Origin of the sequence: Microbacterium sp. SSM24, from assembly GCF_025989145.1 — a bacterium.
Classification (GTDB): domain Bacteria; phylum Actinomycetota; class Actinomycetes; order Actinomycetales; family Microbacteriaceae; genus Microbacterium.
This window is the reverse complement of record NZ_JAPDNQ010000001.1, coordinates 1,190,650-1,209,935: the sequence shown is the minus strand read 5'-3', so window position 1 is coordinate 1,209,935 and position 19,286 is coordinate 1,190,650. Positions and strand designations below refer to the sequence as shown.

Below are 19,286 nucleotides of genomic sequence, written 5' to 3'. Positions count from 1 at the left end.
CCGCCTCTCCCGCGGGGCCTGATCCCGGCAGGGCCGGGCTCACACCGACGGGAACGTGCGCGCCCGCTCCACCCGGAGCACGTGGGGGAGCGCCGAGAGGTCGCGCGTGCCGTCCGCGCGCGGGAACTCGTAGACCTCGAGCATGAACTGCATCGGGTAGTCGAGCGACTGGACGGATGTCTTCACCCAGCGGCCGTCGATGAAGAAGCGCACGCGCTCGGGCGTCCACTCCACGGCGTAGTCGTGCATCGCGGTGAGATCGCCGTCGATCCGGATCTTCTCGAAGTCCTCACGCAGCCGGGGATCGTTCTGCGGCTTCACGCCGACGCCGACCCAGCCGCCCTCGTCGTCGAGCTCGCTCCCGAAGATCTCGGCGATGCACAGCTCGCCGCAGTCGTCGGGCTGCTCCTCGAAGCCGATGGGCCAGCATGCGACCATCGCGTCGTCGTGGCGGATCGCGGCCAGCCGGACTTCGATCACACCGTGCCGGACGAGCCAGCCGCGGTGCTGGGGCTGCTCCTCGCGCACGACGAGTCCCGGCCGGAACCGGTGCTGTCCGACGAGACTCCCTACGGGTCCCGAGAACTGACCCGACTGCAGGTGGGACACCCGCAGCTCACCGTCGAGGTCGGGCGCCCACGGCGCGGTGTCCTCATCGATGCGGAGCCGCAGTCCGCCGGGGCCGACCGACCAGCGCGCGGCGGCGGCCTCCCTCGATGACCAGTGCGGCGTGTAGAACGGCCACCAGCGTGACTCGTCGAGCGAGGCGCCGACGAAGCGCTCGTCGATCTCTGCCGTCCGCCCGGAGAGGTCGAGCGGCGACACGTCCAGGGTCCAGACCCGGAACGTCAGTTCACTGCCGCGCCACGGCATGGTGGAGGTGACGCCGGCCTCGAATCCGAGGCTGCGGCAGAGCGCGTTCGATGCGACGTTGTCGACGCCCGGATACGCGACCAAGAGCCCGCGGCGCCCGTCGGCCGCAACGAGACGCGTCAGCTGACGCAGCGCCTCACGGGCGACGCCGCGGCCCTGGAACTGCGGCTCGACGCCCCACCCGGCCTCGAAGGCGGGCGCGCCGTCGTGGTCGGTGGCCCAGTATCCGATGCCGCCGGCGGGCACCCCGTCGACGTCGATGCGCAGCATCCGGGCCTCGCCCGACGCGTTGAGCCGCAGGTAGCGCTCGTGCCTCTCGCGCACCTGCTCGTCGGATTCGGGTCCGCCCAGGTGCGCCGTCATCTCGGGAGAGTTCGCGCGCTCGAGCACGGGCAGGTCGCCCTCGCTCCACGGGTGCAGTCCGACCCTCATCGCTCCGCCTCTCGTCGGTATCCCATTCTCCGGATCGCCCCCGACACCGCCGGCCCGGTCAGCCGGGCCGGATGACCCACACGGTCACGCTCACCGGCGGATCGCCGGGGAACACCCCGGTGCCCTCCGGCGTGAACCCCGCGCGGCGGCAGAGGGCGTGGGATGCCTCGTTCTCGGCGTGGGCGTAGCCGACGAGCGGCCGTCCGCCGCCTGCCGCGAGTGCACCCCGCACGACCTCGGCGAGCGCCGCCGACGCAACGCCGAGGCCCTGCCATTCCGGCGCGACCACGCAGCCCACCTCGTAGGCGGGTGCTCCGTCGTGGTCCTGCTCCCACCAGCCCGCGTATCCCGCGGTCGCGCCGTCGGCGACGATGCGGAACATCCGCACGGCGTCTCCGCCGGAGAGGTATTCGGCGTGGCGCGCGAGCAGGGCCGCTTCGGTCTCGGGCCCACCGAGGTACTCGGTCAGCTCGGCGGTGTTGGCCCTCCGGAGGATGACGAGATCGGCATCCGTCCACGGCTCGAGCTCTACCTGCACCGTCTCATCCTCCCCGAACCGGTCCGTTTGTGCGGGCGAATGTGCGCCTCCCTCGCCCGGGAGGCGGCCAAACGCCCGCACAAACGGACCGGGTAGAGAGGAGGGGGTGTGGGGTGGGCACAAGGTGGGGGCGACCCGTCTCGCAGGGTGATTGTGGAAGGGCTCCAAGCGGTTTGAACCTGCGTTGTGGGAGTCCTACCGTCGGAAGTGAGTTTTCCATCTCCGAACCGAGAGGTGACGCATGGCCGACGCCGCCGTCCGCTCCCCCAAGCCCGCCACGAGCAAGCGCACGCCCGCCGGCGGTGCGCCGACCGCCGCGCACACGCCGGAGGAGGCATCCGAGCCCCGTATCGACGTGGATGCCGTGACCGACCTTCTTCTCGGAACCTGGGGCGACACCCGCCGCGAAGCGCGCGAGATGATCAAGGACCCGGCGTTCTGGCGCATCGAGGGCCAGCCCATGGCCGACCACCGCGAGCGCGTGCTGACCCAGCTGCATCTGCTGGTGGAGCACGGCGGATCGCGCCGCGCGCTCCCCGAGGAGTTCGGTGGGCTCAACGACAACGGCGCGAACCTCGCCGGCTTCCAGGAGCTCGTGCTCGCCGACCCCAGCCTGCAGATCAAGTCCGGCGTCCAATGGGGCCTGTTCGGGTCGGCGATCTTCCAGCTCGGCACGAAGGAGCACCACGAGAAGTGGATGCGCGGCGTCGCCGACCTCAGCATCCCGGGCGCGTTCGCGATGACCGAGACCGGGCACGGCTCCGACGTCGCCGCGATCGGAACCACCGCCACGTACGACCCGGAGACCGAGGAGTTCGTGATCCACACGCCGTTCCGCGGCGCCTGGAAGGACTACCTCGGCAACGCGGCGCTGCACGGCAAGGCGGCGACGGTGTTCGCCCAGCTCATCACCGGCGGCGTCAACTACGGCGTGCACTGCTTCTTCGTGCCGCTGCGCGACGAGGCTGGCGACTTCCTCCCGGGAATCGGCGGCGAGGACGACGGCGTCAAGGGCGGGCTCAACGGCATCGACAACGGCCGGCTGCACTTCGACCACGTGCGCATCCCCCGCACGAACCTGCTCAACCGGTACGGAGACGTCGCCGCCGACGGCACGTACAGCTCCGACATCCCGAGCCCCGGTCGCCGCTTCTTCACGATGCTCGGCGCGCTCGTGCAGGGCCGCGTCTCTCTCGACGGCGCCGCCACGACGGGCACCGCGCTCGCGCTGCACATCGCGCTGACCTACGCGGGGCAGCGTCGCCAGTTCGACTCGGGCGCGGGTACCGCCGAGGTCGTGCTGCTCGACTACGGCAAGCACCAGCGGCGCCTGCTCCCGCTCCTCGCCCAGAACTACGCCCAGTTCTTCGCCCACGACGAGCTGCTCAAGAAGTTCGACGGCGTCTTCTCGGGCCGGGCCGACACCCCCGAAGAGCGGGAGGACCTCGAGACGCTCGCCGCAGCGCTCAAGCCCCTCAGCACCTGGAACGCGCTCGACACGATCCAGGAGGCGCGCGAGGCGTGCGGCGGATCCGGCTTCCTCGCCGAGAACCGCATGGTGGGCCTCCACCAGGACCTCGACGTGTACGTCACCTTCGAGGGCGACAACAACGTCCTCCTGCAGCTGGTGGGCAAGCGTCTGCTGGCCGACTACGCGAAGCAGTTCAAGGGGGCGGATGCTGCCAGGCTCGCCCGCTTCGCCGTGGGCCAGACCGCCGGCAAGCTCTTCCACGGCGCGGGGCTGCGCCAGCTCGGCCAGTCGGTCGCCGATCTCGGTTCGACGGCGCGCTCCGTCGAACTCGGTCTGCGTGAGGACCAGCAGCACGACCTGCTCGCGGGTCGCGTGCAGCAGATGGTGTCGGATGTCGCCGGAGCCCTGCGTCCCGCATCCAAGCTCTCGCCCGCCGAGGCCGCTGCCGTCTTCAACAGCCACCAGGCCGAGCTCATCGAGGCGGCCCGTGCGCACGCCGAGCTGCTGCAGTGGGAGGCGTTCACCGACGGCATCCACCGCATCGAGGATGACGGCACCCGCCGGGTGCTGATGTGGCTGCGCGACCTGTTCGGGCTGCACCTCATCGAGAAGCACCTGGCCTGGTACCTGATCAACGGGCGGCTGTCGGCGCAGCGCGCGGCATCCGTGTCCCGCTACATCGACCGTCTGACCGCCCGCCTGCGCCCGCACGCGCAGGACCTCGTCGATGCCTACGGCTTCGCGCCCGAGCACGTGCGTGCGCCGATCGCGTCGGGTGCCGAGCGTGCGCGGCAGGACGAGGCGCGCGAGTACTACGCCGCGCTCGCCGCGTCGGGTGAGGCGCCCGTCAGCGAGAAGTCGCTGAAGAAGAAGTAGCGGGAGTCTCGCGGCGCGGCGCGGCGCGGCGCGGCGCGGCGCGGCGGGATTCCGGGATCGATGCACCGTCCACCTCGTATGTGAGTTCGGGCTCACACAGGTTCGTCGCGACCTTTGCAGCTATGTGAGCATCAACTCACATACGAGAACCGGACACTGTCGATTCCGCAGCAGGGCGCGGATCGGGTGCGCAGATTTCGTTCGACGATGTGTGACGTCTACCCGGGGTGCGCCACGCAGGCGGCCGGCGGCCATTCTCCGGTCAGCCAGACGTTCGTCACCGCGGTCCGCCGTCGGGGGGACCGGGTAGGGTCGCGGCGTGACCACCGACACCCGACTCGGCCCCGACGGCATCGCCCGCTGCGCGTGGGTCGGCGACGACTCCGAGTACCGCCGCTATCACGACGAGGAGTGGGGCTTCCCGCTGCACGGCGACCGCCCGCTCTTCGAGAAGATGAGCCTCGAGGGATTTCAGGCGGGGCTGTCGTGGATCACGATCCTGCGCAAGCGTCCGCGGTTCCGCGAGGTGTTCGCCGGGTTCGACCCTGCGGTGGTCGCGGGTTTCGGCGAGGCAGACGTCGAACGGCTCATGGGCGACGCGGGAATCATCCGCAACCGGGCGAAGATCCTCGCGACGATCTCGAACGCGCAGCTCATGCTCGAGCTCGACCAGGGCGAGCTCGATGCCTTCCTGTGGTCGTTCGCACCCGCCGCCCGGCCGCGCCCGGCATCCTTCGCCGACGTGCCGGCGACAACGCCCGAGTCCGATGCGATGAGCAAGGCGCTGCGCAAGCGCGGGTTCCGTTTCGTCGGCTCGACGACGATGTACGCGCTGATGCAGTCGTCGGGCATGGTCGACGATCACGTCGACGGATGCTGGCGCGCGTCATGACCGCGGCTGACCCGCGTCTTGCACAGTGGGGATTTGTCCCCATCGGATGACGCTTGCCCGAGCCATAGGCTGACTCCGGATGCTGCGGCGGGAGGGATGGATCGTGGGCGATATCGAGCTCGACCTCGACGCACTGCGCACGGCGAAGAGCCGGGTCAGCGCTGCGCTCGAGACATTCCGCAGCGCCGACCGGGTCGGTGACGACCTGGCCGATCTCACCGGCGAGCACCGGCTCGCCGCCAAGGTGCGCGACTTCGCGGGCAACTGGGACCACAACCGGGGCAAGCTCGAGGAGCAGCTCGTCGCCGTGCGGGACTGGCTCGAGGCGATCGACGAGACCATGACGGAGCTCGACCGCTCGATGGGCGACGGCGTCGACACCGACGAGGACGCCCCGTGAGCTCCGGCTTGGCGGTCGAGTTCGAGGACGTCTTCGAGGGCCGCCCCGCCGAGCTCGAGAGTCGCGCGCGGCGTCTGCAGACCACCGCCGAGGCGATCGCGCGCGCGGCCGACGCCCTTCGCGACCTCGTCGACGACCAGCGCAGCCGCGCGACGGATGCTCTCGAGGAGTCGGCGGCCGAGGCATCCGCTGGTCTTCGTCGCGCCCGCCGGCGCTACGGCGGCACCGCGACCGCCCTCACGACGTACGCGGTCGAGCTCGCGCCGATCCAGGCGACGGCGCGCGCGGCTGTCGAGGACGCCGACTTCCATCAGGCGCGCACCTATCGACTGCGGGACGACGTCCACGACCTGAACAACGACATCACGCTCGCCGAGGCCCAGGGTGACCCGACCGACGCGCTGTACGAGGAGCTGTGGTCGAAGCAGGACGGCGCCGCCTACTCCGCGGGTCAGGTCGAGGATGCCCGGCGCACCCTGAACCAGGCGCGGCAGGACATCTGGGATGCCGCCGACCGGGCGATCCATGCGATCGAGACCGCGATCGAGCACGGGGCCGACTCGTGGGGCGACAACTGGGACCAGTTCTGGGAGGGCGTCGGCGACTTCTTCGAGATGGTCGGCGAGTGGGCGTCGCAGGTGCTCTCGGTCGTCGTCGCCGTCCTGCAGGAGCTGCTCAGCGCTCTCGTGTCCGCGCTGGTCGTGGCCCTGCTGCTCGTCGTGGGGCTGCTCGTGGTGGGGCTGATCTTCGTGCTGTTCGGCGTGGTCGGGCTGCTCGTACTCGCCGCGGTGCTCGCGATCGCGCTGCTCGCCCTCGCGATCGGCGAGGTGATCGCGAAGCCGCAGCAGGTGTCGGGCGGTCATCGTGAGCCGAAGCCGGGCGATGACGCGCTCGAGGCACGGGACTACGAGGGCCTCATGACCGACCTGGCCGAGCAGGACGAAGAGGGCGGAGAGAGTCTCACGCAGATCCGCGTGGTAGCCATCCGCGACGCCCAGGGCAACGTGATCTCGTGGCGCGTGCAGCTGCCGAGCACGCAGAACTGGAATCCGCTCAACTCCGACGGCGCCCTCAACGACGCCCGCGCCGACGCGATGCTCTCGATGTTCCCGGGCGTGCCCACGCAGTACGAGCAGGCCGTGTGGGACGCGATGACCGAGGCCGGCGTCTTCGAGAGCGACGCTCCGATCATGTTCACCGGCTGGTCGCTCGGCGGCATGATGGCGGGCGAGCTCGCGACGAACCCTCGGGTCGCGGACCGTGTCGCGTCGGTGTTCACAGCGGGCTCCGCGATCGACAAGCACTACAGCGACATGCCGCCCGATGTGCGGGTGACGCAGATCAACAACGGCATCGATCCCGTCCATACGCTGGAGTTCCTGGGGCTCGACCCCATCGACTACGTGCGCTTCGACGCCGACTGGCAGACCTACCGGCCGCTCACGTGGCCCATGCATGACGCCGGAATGTATGGTGCTGAGGCGGAGCGCTATCTGCCCGAACCGCGGCCCGGCGACGAGATCTTCTTCGCCGAGGAGGGCGCGGGCAGCTACGAAGACGTCTACGTCGCCGAGTACACGAGAGGTTCCTGAACCCCATGAAGCGCATTCGCACCGCACTTGTGATCGCCGCCGCGATCGGCACGCTGACGCTATCGGGCTGCGCCTCGAACCCCGACGTGACGGGGCTCGAGCAGAGTCTCTCCGAGATCGACGGCGTCAACGGCTCCCTGGCCTACACGACGCATTCAGGCGCGCCGTGGAACACCCAGGTGGTCGTGCTGCTGTTCGTCGACGACCCGACGGAGGAGGGAGTCGTCGCCACCACACGGGCTGCGGCTCCCGTGCTGGCCGAGGACCCCGCGTCTGCCGGACGCGAGGTGAGCGTGTACTTCATCGACGGCGAGCGAGCCGACTACGCCGGCCGGTCGGAGGCGTTCCGAGACAGCGTCGTCATCACGCCGGAGCTCGCGCAGTCGCTCGGCGTCGAGCTGTCCGGTGGGAGTGAGCGTCTGCCGCTCTCCCCCGACGACGTGCGCCGCATCGCCGACGGCTCGTGAGCGTCGCCGATGCGTCGCCGCGCACCGCGCCGCGACTGACCTTCCAGCTGCCGGGCCGCTGGCTCGCCGTCGATCCGCGCGATCCCGAGACCGCGTCGGCCGAGGTCGATGCCGCGGTCCGCGAGCTCGTCGGCCCTGCCGATGACGCCGCGATCGCCCGGCGCCGCCTGCGGGCGGGCTTCCAGCGTGCGGTCGATGCCGCCCGGGATGCCGCCGCCCACGCGCTCTTCCTGTGCATCGAGATCGTGCCCGACGTCGCCACACCCGCATCGCTCACGGTTCATGCCCCCGAGGGCATGCGCATGAGCCCGGCGATCGGCACCTCGGCCGATGCGGTGCTCGGCGTGCTCGCCGAGAGCTTCCGCGTGCTCGCGGTGCCCGGCGTCGAGACGGCCCAGCGGCTCGACGGGCCGCGCGCCAGCATCCTGAGACTCGATCGCCTGCACACGGAGACCGTCGAGGAGGACGGCGTCACCGCCGTCGCGACGCGGCTCGAGGCCGAGTACTGGTTCGCCGTGCCCGGTTCGAAGCAGGTGGTGCTGGCGAGCTTCGCGACGCCGCTCGGCGAGCTCCGCAACGCGATGCTGAATCTCTTCGACTCGATCGCCCTCGCCGCATCCGTGGAATGATCGGCCTCCCGAGGGCGTTCGACGACTCGGAGGATCTACATGGATTACGGCCACGCGATCGAGTTCGGCGCGTTCATCACCCCGACCGCCGGCGCACCAGACGCTCCCGTCCGACTGTCGCAGGCGGCCGAGGCATCCGGTCTCGACCTCGTCACGTTCCAGGACCACCCGTACCAGACCGCGTTCCTCGACACGTGGACCCTGATGTCGTTCGTCGCCGCCCGCACCGAGCGCATCCGCATCGCGCCGAACGTGCTCAACGTGCCGCTGCGTCCGCCCGCCGTCACGGCGCGCGCGGCCGCGAGCCTCGACCTGCTCTCGGGTGGCCGCTTCGATCTCGGGCTCGGGGCCGGCGGCTTCTGGGACGCGATCGAGGCGATGGGCGGCGGCCGGCTCACACCCGGCCAGGCCGTGACCGCGCTCGAGGAGGCGATCGACCTCATGCGCGAGCTGTGGGACACGAGCGAGCGGCGTGGCGCCTTCACCGAGGGCCGGTATCACCGCGTGCACGGCGCCAAGCGGGGGCCGCGTCCGGCGCACGACATCCCGATCTGGATCGGCGCGTACAAGCCGCGGATGCTCGCGCTCACCGGTCGCAAGGGCGACGGCTGGCTGCCCTCGCTCGGGTACATGCAGCCGGGCGATCTCGCGAAGGGCAACCTCGCGATCGACGAGGCCGCCGAGGGCGCAGGCCGGGATCCCCGCGAGATCCGGCGCCTGCTCAACGTCGGGCGGCTCGCGGCCGACCCGCAGGAGTTCGCCGAGCGGCTCGCGAAGCTCGCGCTCGAGGACGGCATCGGCACGTTCATCCTGGCCGGTGACGACCCGCGCCTCCTGCAGGAATTCGGCGAGGACGTCGCCCCCGCGGTGCGCGAGCTCGTCGCCCGCGAGCGCGGCGACCGCGGCACGTCCGAGGCGCCGGTGCGGTCGGCGGCCGCCCTGGTCGCACGTCGCGACGGCATCGCCTACGACGCCGTGCCCGAGGGACTGCGCGCGATCGAGCCCGGCCACTTCGAGTACGGCGACGTGCGCGCGACCTACATGCGCGGCGGCGCTCCCGGCATCGTCCTGCAGCCCGACTCCGCCGAGCAGGTCGCCGCGGCGGTCGGCTTCGCGCGACAGCATCCGGATCTCCCGCTCGCGGTGCGCAGCGGCGGTCACGGCATCAGCGGCCGCAGCACGAACGACGGTGGCATCGTGATCGACCTGCGGAGGCTCGACGGCATCGAGGTGCTCGACGCCGAGCGCCGACTCGTGCGCATCGGCCCGGGGGCGCGCTGGACGCACGTCGCCGCCGCGCTCGGCGAGCGCGGCTGGGCGCTCACGTCGGGCGACTACGGCGGCGTCGGCGTCGGGGGTCTCGCGACGGCGGGCGGGATCGGGCTGCTCGCGCGCGAGCACGGCCTCACGATCGACCATCTGCGCGCCGCGGAGGTCGTGCTCGCCGACGGGTCGATCGTGCGGACGGATGCCGCGACCCGCCCCGAGCTCTTCTGGGCGATCCGCGGGGCCGGCGCGAATGTCGGCATCGTGACGTCGTTCGAATTCGAGGTCGACGAGGTGGGAGAGGTCGGGTACGCACAGCTCGCATTCCAGGTCGACGACCTTGCCGGGTTCCTCGAAGGCTACGGCCGCATCGTCGAGGCGTCGCCGCGCGACCTCACGCTCTTCCTGCTGACGGGCGCGGCGAGCCCCGGCCAGCCGCAGATCGTGCAGCTCTACGGGATCGCCGACTCGTCCGACCCCGACACGATCATCGCGCGCCCGCAGCCGTTCGCCGAGCTCGCCCCGCTCGTGCAGCAGTCGGTGCAGCTGACGACCTACGCCCAGGTCATGGCAGGCGCCGACCTCGGGCCCCAGCACGGAGCCGGTGAGCCGCACTCGCGCTCGGGACTGATCGAGCACGTGACGCCGGCGTTCGCCGCGGCGGCGGAGCGGATGCTGGCCTCCGGCGCCGTCCCGTTCTTCCAGCTCCGCGCGGTCGGCGGGGCGGTGGCCGACGTCGCCGAGGACGCGACGGCGTACGCGCATCGCTCGGCGAACTTCTCGGTCGTGGCGCTCGGCTCCCACCCGGATCGCCTCGATGCGCAGTGGCGCACCCTCGCCGAGCACGTCGACGGCATGTACCTGAGCTTCGACTCCTCGCTGCGCCCCGAGCGCATCGCCGAGGCGTTCCCGCCCGCGACCCTCGCGCGCCTGCGTGCGGTGAAGGCGGAGTACGACCCGAACTGCCTCTTCCGCGACAATTTCGCGATCGAGCCGCTCGCCGCGGCCGACGCAGCCTGACCAACCCCGCCCGCGTCCTGAAACGAGGACATGTGACGAAGGGAGGACCTGTGCGCGCGAACACGTCCTCCTTTCGTGACATCTCCTCCGTTCGTCACCGCCGCAAGCCCGGCACGGCGGGCGCGACGAACGACGATCGAGCAGGATTCAGGAAGCGGGGTGTCCTCGATGGTCGGCAGAATGTAGCGTCGCCTTCGATCGAGAGGAACCCATGACCGAGCCCCACATCGCCGATTCGCACGAGGTCATCCGTGTCGTCGGTGCTCGCGAGAACAACCTCAAGAACGTGGACGTCGAGATCCCCAAGCGCCGGTTGAGCGTCTTCACGGGGGTGAGCGGTTCGGGCAAGTCGTCACTCGTGTTCGGCACGATCGCCAACGAGTCGCAGCGACTGATCAATGAGACCTATCCCACGTTCGTGCAGCAGTTCATGGGGCAGCTCAACCGCCCCGAGGTCGACGCGCTCGAGAACGTGAGCCCGGCGATCATCGTCGACCAGGAGCGCATGGGCGCGAATTCGCGCTCGACGGTCGGCACGGCCACCGATGCGCACGCGATGCTGCGCATCCTGTTCAGCCGCATCGGTCAGCCGCACGTCGGGTCGCCGCAGGCCTTCTCGTTCAACATCCCGTCCGTCAAGGGCGCCGGCGCGGTGACGTTCGAGAAGGGCGGCCAGAAGGTCAAGGAGCGCCGCAGCTTCGAGATCACCGGCGGCATGTGCCCGCAGTGCGAGGGTCTGGGCGAGGCGAGCGACGTCGACCTCGACGAGCTGTACGACAAGACGAAGTCGCTCGCGGGAGGAGCGCTCACCATCCCCGGCTACAACGTGGACGGCTGGATGGTGAAGGGGTTCACCGAGTCCGGCTTCTTCGACCCCGACAAGCCGATCCAGGACTACACCGACCAGGAGCGCGACGACTTCCTCTACAAGGAGCCCACGAAGGTCAAGATCAACGGGATCAACATGACCTACGAGGGTCTCGTCCCCAAGATCACGAAGTCGATGCTCCAGAAGGATCGCGACGCCCTGCAGCCCCACATCCGCGCGTTCGTCGAGCGGGCGGTGAAGTTCATGCCCTGCCCCAGCTGCGGTGGCACGCGGCTGAACGAGGGCGCGCGGTCCTCGAAGATCAAGGGCGTCAACATCGCGGATGCCGCCGCCATGCAGATCTCCGACCTGGCGGCGTGGCTCGACACGGTCGACGACCCCGCGGTCGCTCCGCTCATGATCGGTCTGCGTCAGACGATCGGCTCGTTCGTGGACATCGGCCTCGGCTACCTGTCCCTCGATCGCGCCTCCGGGACGCTGTCGGGCGGCGAGGCGCAGCGCACGAAGATGATCCGCCACGTCGGATCGGCGCTCACCGACATCACCTACGTGTTCGACGAGCCGACCGCGGGCCTGCACCCCCACGACATCCAGCGCATGAACCGCCTGCTCAAGCAGCTGCGCGACAAGGGGAACACCGTGCTCGTGGTCGAGCACAAGCCCGAGGTGATCGAGATCGCCGACCACGTCGTCGACCTCGGTCCGGGCGCCGGGCGCAACGGCGGCGAGATCCAGTACACCGGAGACGTCGACGGCCTGCGCGCGTCCGGAACGATCACCGGCCGTCACCTCGGCGATCGCGCCCGGCTCAAGTCCGAGACCCGCACCGCGAAGGGCGCTCTCGAGATCCGCGGGGCGACGCAGCACAACCTCAAGAAGGTCGACGTCGACATCCCCCTCGGCATCCTGACCGTGGTCACCGGCGTCGCCGGGTCGGGCAAGTCCTCGCTCATCCACGGGAACGTGCCGTCGTTCGACGACGTCGTCGTCGTCGACCAGTCCGCCATCAAGGGCTCCCGGCGGAGCAGCCCGGCGACGTACACCGGCATCCTCGACGCGATCCGCGCGGCGTTCGCGAAGGCCAACGGCGTGAAGCCGGCACTGTTCAGCGCGAACTCGGAGGGCGCGTGCATCGCGTGCAAGGGGCTCGGTGTGATCATCACGACGCTCGGCTTCACGCAGACCGTCGAGACGCTGTGCGAGACGTGCGATGGCTCGGGTTTCAGCGACGAGGTGCTGGAGTACACCCTCGACGGGAAGAACATCGCCGAAGTGCTCGCGATGTCGGCGGGCGAGGCATCCGAGTTCTTCACGAAGGGCCCGGCGCACACCACGCTGCTGCGCATGATCGACGTCGGACTGGGCTACATCACCCTCGGTCAGGCGCTCAACACCCTCTCGGGCGGCGAGCGGCAGCGGCTCAAGCTGGCGATCTCGATGGCCAAGAAGGGGGCCGTGTACGTACTCGACGAGCCCACGACGGGCCTCCACCTGGCCGACGTCGACAACATGCTCGGGATGCTGGACCGCCTCGTCGACGCCGGCAACAGCGTCATCGTCATCGAGCACCACCAGGCCGTGATGGCGCACGCCGACTGGATCATCGATCTCGGCCCGGGTGCCGGTCACGACGGCGGCACGATCGTGTTCGAGGGCACTCCCGCCGATCTCGTCGCCGGTGGGAGCTCGCTCACCGCGGAGCACCTGCGCGCATACGTCGCCGGCTGAGCCTCCGGCCCGCCCACATGGGTCTTTGTCCCCATACGCGGCGAGAGCCGTTCGGAATACGATCTCCGAGGGGGCGGATCACGATGAGACTTCAGGTCCAACCGGGTTAGGGTTGACCGTCCCCTTGCCACTGCGCTCGCCACGCAAGCACCGACCGCCGGAGGAGGCCGAGGTTCGATGACGTCATTCGCGTGGCTTCGCGCGCGCCCGCGGGCGCTTGCTTCCGCAGGGGTGGTCACGGTTGCGGCGGTCGCCATCACGACCATGGCGTTCGTGTACCAGGGCAACCCGACGACCGAGGTCGATCTGAACGACGGCGGCGTCTGGGTGACCAAGCGGTCGTCCCTCCTCGTGGGGCATTTCAACCACGAGTCGCAGGTGCTCGACGGCGGACTGCGCACCTCGAGCGGCGAGTACGACATCCTCCAGGCCGGCCAGAACGTCCTCGTGGTCGATGAGAGCGACTCGAGCGTGACCGCCGTCGACCCGGCGATGGTGACGCTGACCGAGTCGTCCGACATCCCCGCCGGCGCGAAGGTCGTGCTCGGCGGCACCACGGTCGGCATCCTCGACCGAGAGTCCGGAGACCTGTGGGTCGTCCCCGCGCAGGCCGTGGGGTCCTTCGCGGTCGAGGCGACCGAGCCGCTCGTCACGCTGGGCGAGGGGGCGGATGTCGCTGCCGGCCTCGACGGCACCGTCTACGCCGTCTCGCCGGAGGACTCCGAGCTCGTCACCGTGCGAACCGACGCGGAGGGAGCGCCGTCCGAGCCCGAGCGCGCGAGGGTCGACGGACTCGAGGCGGAAGCGCCCACGAGCATCACCGCGGTCGGTGACAGGCCCGCGATCCTCGACGCCGACAGCGGCACCGTCATCGTGGACGGACACCGCACGCAGATCGAGGGCGGGCAGACGGCCGTGCTGCAGCAGCCCTCGGCGCAGAACGACTCGGTGACGCTCGCGACCGCGTCCTCCCTCGTGCACGTTCCGCTCGACGGCTCCGAGCCCGTCGCCGAGAGCACCGGGGCGCAGGGCGAGCCGGCCGCGCCGGTCTTCCTCGAGGGATGCTCCTACTCGGCGTGGAACGGCTCGGCGAAGTTCGTCCGCGACTGCGTGGGCGACGCCGACGACTTCGCGACCGACATCGACGGTCTCGACCCGACCTCCGTGCTCCGCTTCCGGGTGAACCGCGACGTGGTCGTGCTCAACGACGTCATCGGCGGCGCCGCCTGGATGGCCAGCGACAGCATGCAGCGCGTCGACAACTGGAACGACATCACTCCGCCCGAGGGCGAGGCCGAAGAGGACGAGCAGACCACCGAGGAGACGGTGGAGACGACGCTGCCCGAGCGGTCCGACAAGAACACCCCGCCGATCGCGACCGACGACGACTTCGGCGTCCGCCCCGGCCGCACGACCCTCCTCCCCGTGCTCGACAACGACAGCGACGCCGACGGTGACGTGCTCATCGCGTCGGTCGCCGACGGCGGACCCTCGTTCGGCGAGGTGACCGCGATCAACGACGGCGCCGCCCTCCAGATCGCCGTACCCGAGAACGCGTCGGGCACGACATCCTTCGCATACGGCGTCGACGACGGCCGCAAGGGCACCGACACCGGCACGGTCACACTGAGCGTCCACGACTGGAGCGTCAACGCGGCACCCGTGCAGAAGCGGGTGACCACCGTCGTGGTCGAGGCCGGCGGTGTGGTCTCGTACAACGTGCTGCCCGACTGGCAGGACCCCGACGGCGACGACGTGTTCCTCCAGTCGGTCACGCCGGCACCGGGCGACGAGGCCGACTTCACGTCGGACGGTCGCATCACCTACCGCGCCGTCGGCGGCACCCAGGGCCGCAAGGACGTCCAGATCGTCGTCTCGGACGGCAACGACGAGGCGGCCGGCGTCGTGCGGTTCGACGTGCGGCCGGTCGGCTCGACCGACCCCGTGACCAACGCCGATCGCGTCGTGGTGCAGGCCGGTCAGGTCGCCACGGTGGCGCCCCTCGCGAACGACACCAGCTCGGGGCGCGAGCCGCTGCGACTCGTGCGCGTCGACGAGGTTCCCGGTGCCACGATCACGCCCGACTTCGCGAACAAGACCTTCGCGTTCCGCTCGGATGCGCCCGGCACGTACTACGTGCAGTACCTGGTCGCCGCGGGGTCGAAGAACGCGGAGGGCCTCGTGCGCGTGGACGTGCTGGCGGAGGCCGACACGACGCTCCCGCCGGTCGCCGTGCGCGACGTCGCGCTCCTGCCCAGCGGCGGTGAAGTGCTCGCGAACGTGCTCACGAACGACTCCGACCCGGCGGGCGGCATCCTCGTCGTGCAGTCCGTCACCGTCGAGCCCAACTCCGGCATCTCGGTGGCGGTCCTCAACCACGAGACGCTGCGCATCAGCGATCAGGCGGCGCTCGGCACGCAGGTGCGCATCTCGTACCGCGTGTCGAACGGACTGCGCTCGGCCGAAGGCGAGGTCATCGTCATCCCGATCCCGGCGCCCGCGCAGCTGCGGCCTCCGGTCGCGAACGACGATCAGGTCGTCGTGCGCGCGGGCGACGTCGTGAACATCCCCGTGCTCGAGAACGACTACCACCCCAACGGCGATGCGATCCATGTCGCGCCCGACCTCGTGCCCCCGCTCATCGAGCCCGAGGACGGCGAGATGTTCGTCTCGCAGGACCTGCTGCGCTTCCGTGCCTCCGACGAGCCCGGCACCGTCTACGCGACCTACGAGGTCATCGACAGCAGCGGGCAGAAGGATGCCGGGTACGTGACCATCCAGGTCCTCCCGGTCAATGCCGAGACCAACGCCGCGCCCCGCCCGCGCGACATCGTCGCCCGCGCGCTCGCCGGCAGCGAGGTGCGGATCGCGGTGCCGCTGGACGGCATCGACGCCGACGGCGACTCGGTGCGCCTCGAGGGACTCGCCTCGCCGCCCGGCAAGGGCCGCGTGGTCGAGGTCGGCTCGAACTACATCGTCTACGAGGCATTTGACGACGCCGGCGGCGCCGACGCGTTCACGTACCGCGTTCGCGACCGTCTGGGCGCCGAGGCCACGGGCTCGATCCGCGTCGGCGTCGCTCCCGCCGAGAGCGCCAACCAGGCTCCCTACGCCGCGAAGGACGCGGTCGTGATGCGTCCAGGGCGTACCGTCGCGGTGCCGGTCACGGCGAACGACTCCGACCCCGACGGCGATCTCTTCTCCCTCCTGCGCGACGGTCTGATCCTTCCCGAGGTCGACGGGCTCGAGGCCCGCGTGTCGGGCGATCGGGTGCTCGTGACCGCGCCCGACGAGGAGATCGAGACGTCGCTGCAGTACACGATCCGCGACGAGCGGGGCGCGAAGGCCACCGCCGTGCTGCAGATCACGGTGTCGGAGGACGTGCCGCTCCTGCGTCCCATCGCGCGCGACGACTACGTGCGAGCCGTCGACGTCGAGGGGACCTCGGTCGACATCGAGGTGCTCGCGAACGACGAGGACCCCGACGGCACGATCGAGGACCTCGCGGTGTCGGTCGCGGGCTCGGGCGCGCGCGTCCTCGGCGACGGCACGGTGCGGATCGAGCTCGACGACACCGACCGCATCATCATGTACACGATCACCGACCGCGACGGGTCCGAGGCATCCGCCTTCATCCACGTCCCCTCGCTGTCGTCGCTGCCGCCGACGCTCATCTCGACGGACGCGATCGAGGTCGCCAGCGGCGAGACCATCGAGCTCCCGCTCGAGGAGCACGTGCGCGCCGCGGGCGGCGGCCGCGTCGTCATCACCGAGGCGGCGAAGGTGAGCGCCGTGAACTCCGACGGCTCGAACCTCGTCAAGGATCAGACGACGCTCGTCTACACGTCGAAGAAGGGCTACTTCGGCCAGGACGCGCTGACCTTCGAGGTCACGACCGGGTCGGGTCCCGACGACCCCGACGGGCGCAAGGCGACGCTGACCATGCCGATCACGGTGCTCCCGCCCGAGAACCAGCAGCCGACGTTCGTGGACGGGCAGATGGATGTCGCGCCCGGCGAGGACCCGACCACGCTCGACCTCCTCGCCCTGACGACCGATCCCGACCCCGAGGACGCCGACGGCATGCGGTACGAGATCGTGGGCGGCGTGCCCGGCGGCCTCTCGGCATCCGTCGCCGATCAGGAACTCCGCGTGAGCGCCGACTCGGATGCCCCGAAGGGCACGATCGAGCGCCTCACGATCCGCGTGTCCGACGGTGAGACCGACCCCGTCGAGGGCACGGTGACCGTTCGGGTGACGGCATCCACCCGCGAACTCGCCACCGCGAACGACGACATCGTCGACGAGGCCCACCAGGGCGACACCGTGACGGTGCCGGTGCTGCGCAACGACGTGAACCCCTTCCCGGACACGCCGCTGAAGCTCGTGACGGTCATCCCCGAGACCGGACGCGGGGTGGCCGAGGTCTCCGGCGACCAGGTGCGCGTCACGCCTGCGGCGGACTTCTTCGGCACCATGGTCGTGCGTTACCGAGTATCGGATGCCACGAACGACCCCGATCGCGAGGTCGAGGGCCGCATCCGCCTCACCGTGCAGGGCAAGCCCGACGCGCCCGGCACCCCGGTGGTCTCCAGCGTGCAGGACCGCACGGTGGTGCTCTCGTGGACGCCGCCGGCCAACAACGGCGCCGAGATCACCCACTACGAGGTGTCGTCGACCGCGCGCGGCTTCTCTCAGCGCTGCGAGGCGACCACCTGCACCCTGACGAACCTGACGAACAACGTCGAGTACAACTTCACCGTCGTCGCGGTCAACCGCGTGGGTCCGTCCGACCCGTCGGCGCCGTCCGAGACCGCCCGTCCCGACGCGCGGCCCGACACCCCGAACCCGCCGACTCTGGTCTTCGGCGACCGGAGCCTGCAGGTGGCGTGGGTCACACCCTCGACCCCCGGCTCGCCCGTCGAGACGTTCACGCTCGAGATCTCGCCGGCCCCGCCGTCGGGCATCGTGCAGAAGACCGCCCTCACCGGCAACAGCACGGTCTGGGACGGCCTCGAGAACGGCGTCGCGTACCAGGTGCGCGTCCAGGCCCACAACCGCGCACCCGAGCCGTCGAGCTGGAGCGCATGGTCGGCGACCGAGGTCCCCGCGAGGGCTCCGGATGCCGCAGCCGCCCCGTCGACGGAGCGCCTCGACCCGGTCGGCAGCCAGGCGCAGATGCGCGTCTCGTGGGGTGCGCCGGCCAACAACGGCGATGCGATCGCCGAATACCGGCTGAACGTCCTGCGCGGTGGAGCGGTCGTCAACACGCTGAGCGTGCCGGGCGGTCAGACGTCGCAGGCTCTCGCGATCGATGCGTCCACGAGCGACTACACGTTCACCGTCGCCGCGCGGAACAAGGCCGGCTGGGGCGCCGACAGCGCGCCGTCCGCGCCGCGCCGCGCGTTCGTCGCACCCGGAGCGCCCACGAATGTGCAGGCCACGACCCCGAGCGGCAACTCCGCGATCGTCGTGACCTACAACGGGGCGCCGGGCAACGGTGCCAACGCGTCCGAGCTGCGCTACGAGTTCTCCCTCAACGGCAACGCGTGGCGTGCGGACTGGGACGGTCGCACGATCGGCGGCCTCTCCAACGGCCAGACCTACACCGTGCGTGTGCGCGCCTACACCGCGCTGGACGGCGTGCGCTACGACGGCGCCCCCTCCGCCGCCTCGAACCAGGCGATCCCCTACGGTCCGGTGGCCAACCCCTCGGTGACGGCGACGCGGAGCGGCGACGGCCGCGACATCACCTTCACGTGGAATGCCCCCGCACCCAACGGCCGGACGATCTCGCAGGTGCAGATCCGCATCGACGGCGGGGGCTGGCAGAACGTCGCCAACAACGGGTCGCGGACGAATCGCTACGGCTACAGCGAGCGTCACACCATCGAGGCGCGAGCGCAGGATGCCGCGGGCCAGTGGTCCGGCATCCCGTCCGACGCCGCGACCACCGTCGACCCGCCCCAGCCGCGCGCGTACGTGTCCCGCGGGGCGAGCGCGGTCGGGCAGCCGAACTGCTCGCACTCGTCGTGTGCATTCTTCGTGGTCAACACGCAGGACTTCGCGGCCGGCAGCTACCGATACGAGTGCTGGGCGAACGGGAGCCAGTTCAACAGCTGGGAGGGTCCGGTGAACTTCCCCGCGAACGGCAGGACCCAGCTGCAGTGCTACTACGGGACGCCCGGGGCGAATGTCTGGGTGGTCCTCAACGGCACGAGATACGAGACGACGCAATGGTGACGCGCGAGCGCGCCGCCGAGAGAAGGAAGA

The 19,286-nt window shown here is 70.5% G+C and carries 11 protein-coding genes; 9 read left to right on the top strand and 2 right to left on the bottom strand.

Annotation, left to right across the window (positions count from 1 at the left end):
- Nucleotides 1-39 precede the first annotated feature (39 nt).
- On the bottom strand, nt 40-1,305 hold the full coding sequence (locus tag OL358_RS05555; RefSeq protein ID WP_264708944.1) for a GNAT family N-acetyltransferase: 1,266 nt from the start codon (nt 1,303-1,305) through the stop codon (nt 40-42).
- Nucleotides 1,306-1,363: 58 nt separating this feature from the next.
- Nucleotides 1,364-1,843: a GNAT family N-acetyltransferase gene (locus OL358_RS05550; protein WP_264708943.1), complete on the bottom strand. Its 480-nt coding sequence runs from the start codon at nt 1,841-1,843 to the stop codon at nt 1,364-1,366.
- Between the two features lie 241 nt (nt 1,844-2,084).
- Between OL358_RS05550 and OL358_RS05545 the strand changes: the two genes are divergently transcribed.
- The 9 genes from OL358_RS05545 to OL358_RS05505 all read left to right on the top strand — a co-directional run bounded on the left by OL358_RS05545 (nt 2,085) and on the right by OL358_RS05505 (nt 19,256).
- Nucleotides 2,085-4,190, top strand: a complete 2,106-nt coding sequence (locus tag OL358_RS05545) for an acyl-CoA dehydrogenase (RefSeq protein WP_264708942.1) — start codon at nt 2,085-2,087, stop codon at nt 4,188-4,190.
- A 319-nt stretch (nt 4,191-4,509) separates the two neighbouring features.
- Nucleotides 4,510-5,082, top strand: coding sequence for a DNA-3-methyladenine glycosylase I (locus tag OL358_RS05540; RefSeq protein WP_319805432.1), 573 nt, complete (start codon nt 4,510-4,512; stop codon nt 5,080-5,082).
- A gap of 79 nt (nt 5,083-5,161) precedes the next feature.
- Nucleotides 5,162-5,482 (top strand): hypothetical protein, encoded by a 321-nt coding sequence (locus OL358_RS05535; protein WP_264708941.1) that lies wholly within the window; start codon nt 5,162-5,164, stop codon nt 5,480-5,482.
- Nucleotides 5,479-7,074 carry a hypothetical protein gene (locus OL358_RS05530; protein WP_264708940.1) on the top strand — a complete coding sequence of 532 codons (1,596 nt, stop codon included), beginning with the start codon at nt 5,479-5,481 and terminating at the stop codon, nt 7,072-7,074. The genes OL358_RS05535 and OL358_RS05530 overlap by 4 nt, the downstream gene beginning before the upstream one ends.
- A 5-nt stretch (nt 7,075-7,079) precedes the next feature.
- Nucleotides 7,080-7,541: a hypothetical protein gene (locus OL358_RS05525; protein ID WP_264708939.1), complete on the top strand. Its 462-nt coding sequence runs from the start codon at nt 7,080-7,082 to the stop codon at nt 7,539-7,541.
- Complete coding sequence (locus tag OL358_RS05520; protein ID WP_264708938.1) at nt 7,538-8,170, top strand: hypothetical protein; 633 nt, start codon at nt 7,538-7,540, stop codon at nt 8,168-8,170. The genes OL358_RS05525 and OL358_RS05520 overlap by 4 nt, the downstream gene beginning before the upstream one ends.
- Nucleotides 8,171-8,209: 39 nt before the next feature.
- Entirely contained in the window at nt 8,210-10,456 is a 2,247-nt protein-coding gene (locus OL358_RS05515) for an LLM class flavin-dependent oxidoreductase (RefSeq protein WP_264708937.1), read from the top strand.
- Between the two features lie 211 nt (nt 10,457-10,667).
- Nucleotides 10,668-13,013: an excinuclease ABC subunit UvrA gene (locus tag OL358_RS05510; protein WP_264708936.1), complete on the top strand. Its 2,346-nt coding sequence runs from the start codon at nt 10,668-10,670 to the stop codon at nt 13,011-13,013.
- 177 nt (nt 13,014-13,190) lie between these two features.
- The gene (locus tag OL358_RS05505; RefSeq protein WP_264708935.1) at nt 13,191-19,256 is read left to right on the top strand and encodes an Ig-like domain-containing protein; all 6,066 of its coding nucleotides are present in this window, start codon (nt 13,191-13,193) and stop codon (nt 19,254-19,256) included.
- Nucleotides 19,257-19,286 lie beyond the last annotated feature (30 nt).

Coding starts and splice junctions, on each gene's coding strand:
- OL358_RS05535 (WP_264708941.1), top strand. CDS start 5,162: ATGCTGCGGCGGGAGGGATGGATCGTGGGCGATATCGAGCTCGACCTC.
- OL358_RS05545 (WP_264708942.1), top strand. CDS start 2,085: ATGGCCGACGCCGCCGTCCGCTCCCCCAAGCCCGCCACGAGCAAGCGC.
- OL358_RS05510 (WP_264708936.1), top strand. CDS start 10,668: ATGACCGAGCCCCACATCGCCGATTCGCACGAGGTCATCCGTGTCGTC.
- OL358_RS05515 (WP_264708937.1), top strand. CDS start 8,210: ATGGATTACGGCCACGCGATCGAGTTCGGCGCGTTCATCACCCCGACC.
- OL358_RS05505 (WP_264708935.1), top strand. CDS start 13,191: ATGACGTCATTCGCGTGGCTTCGCGCGCGCCCGCGGGCGCTTGCTTCC.
- OL358_RS05525 (WP_264708939.1), top strand. CDS start 7,080: ATGAAGCGCATTCGCACCGCACTTGTGATCGCCGCCGCGATCGGCACG.
- OL358_RS05555 (WP_264708944.1), bottom strand. CDS start 1,305: ATGAGGGTCGGACTGCACCCGTGGAGCGAGGGCGACCTGCCCGTGCTC.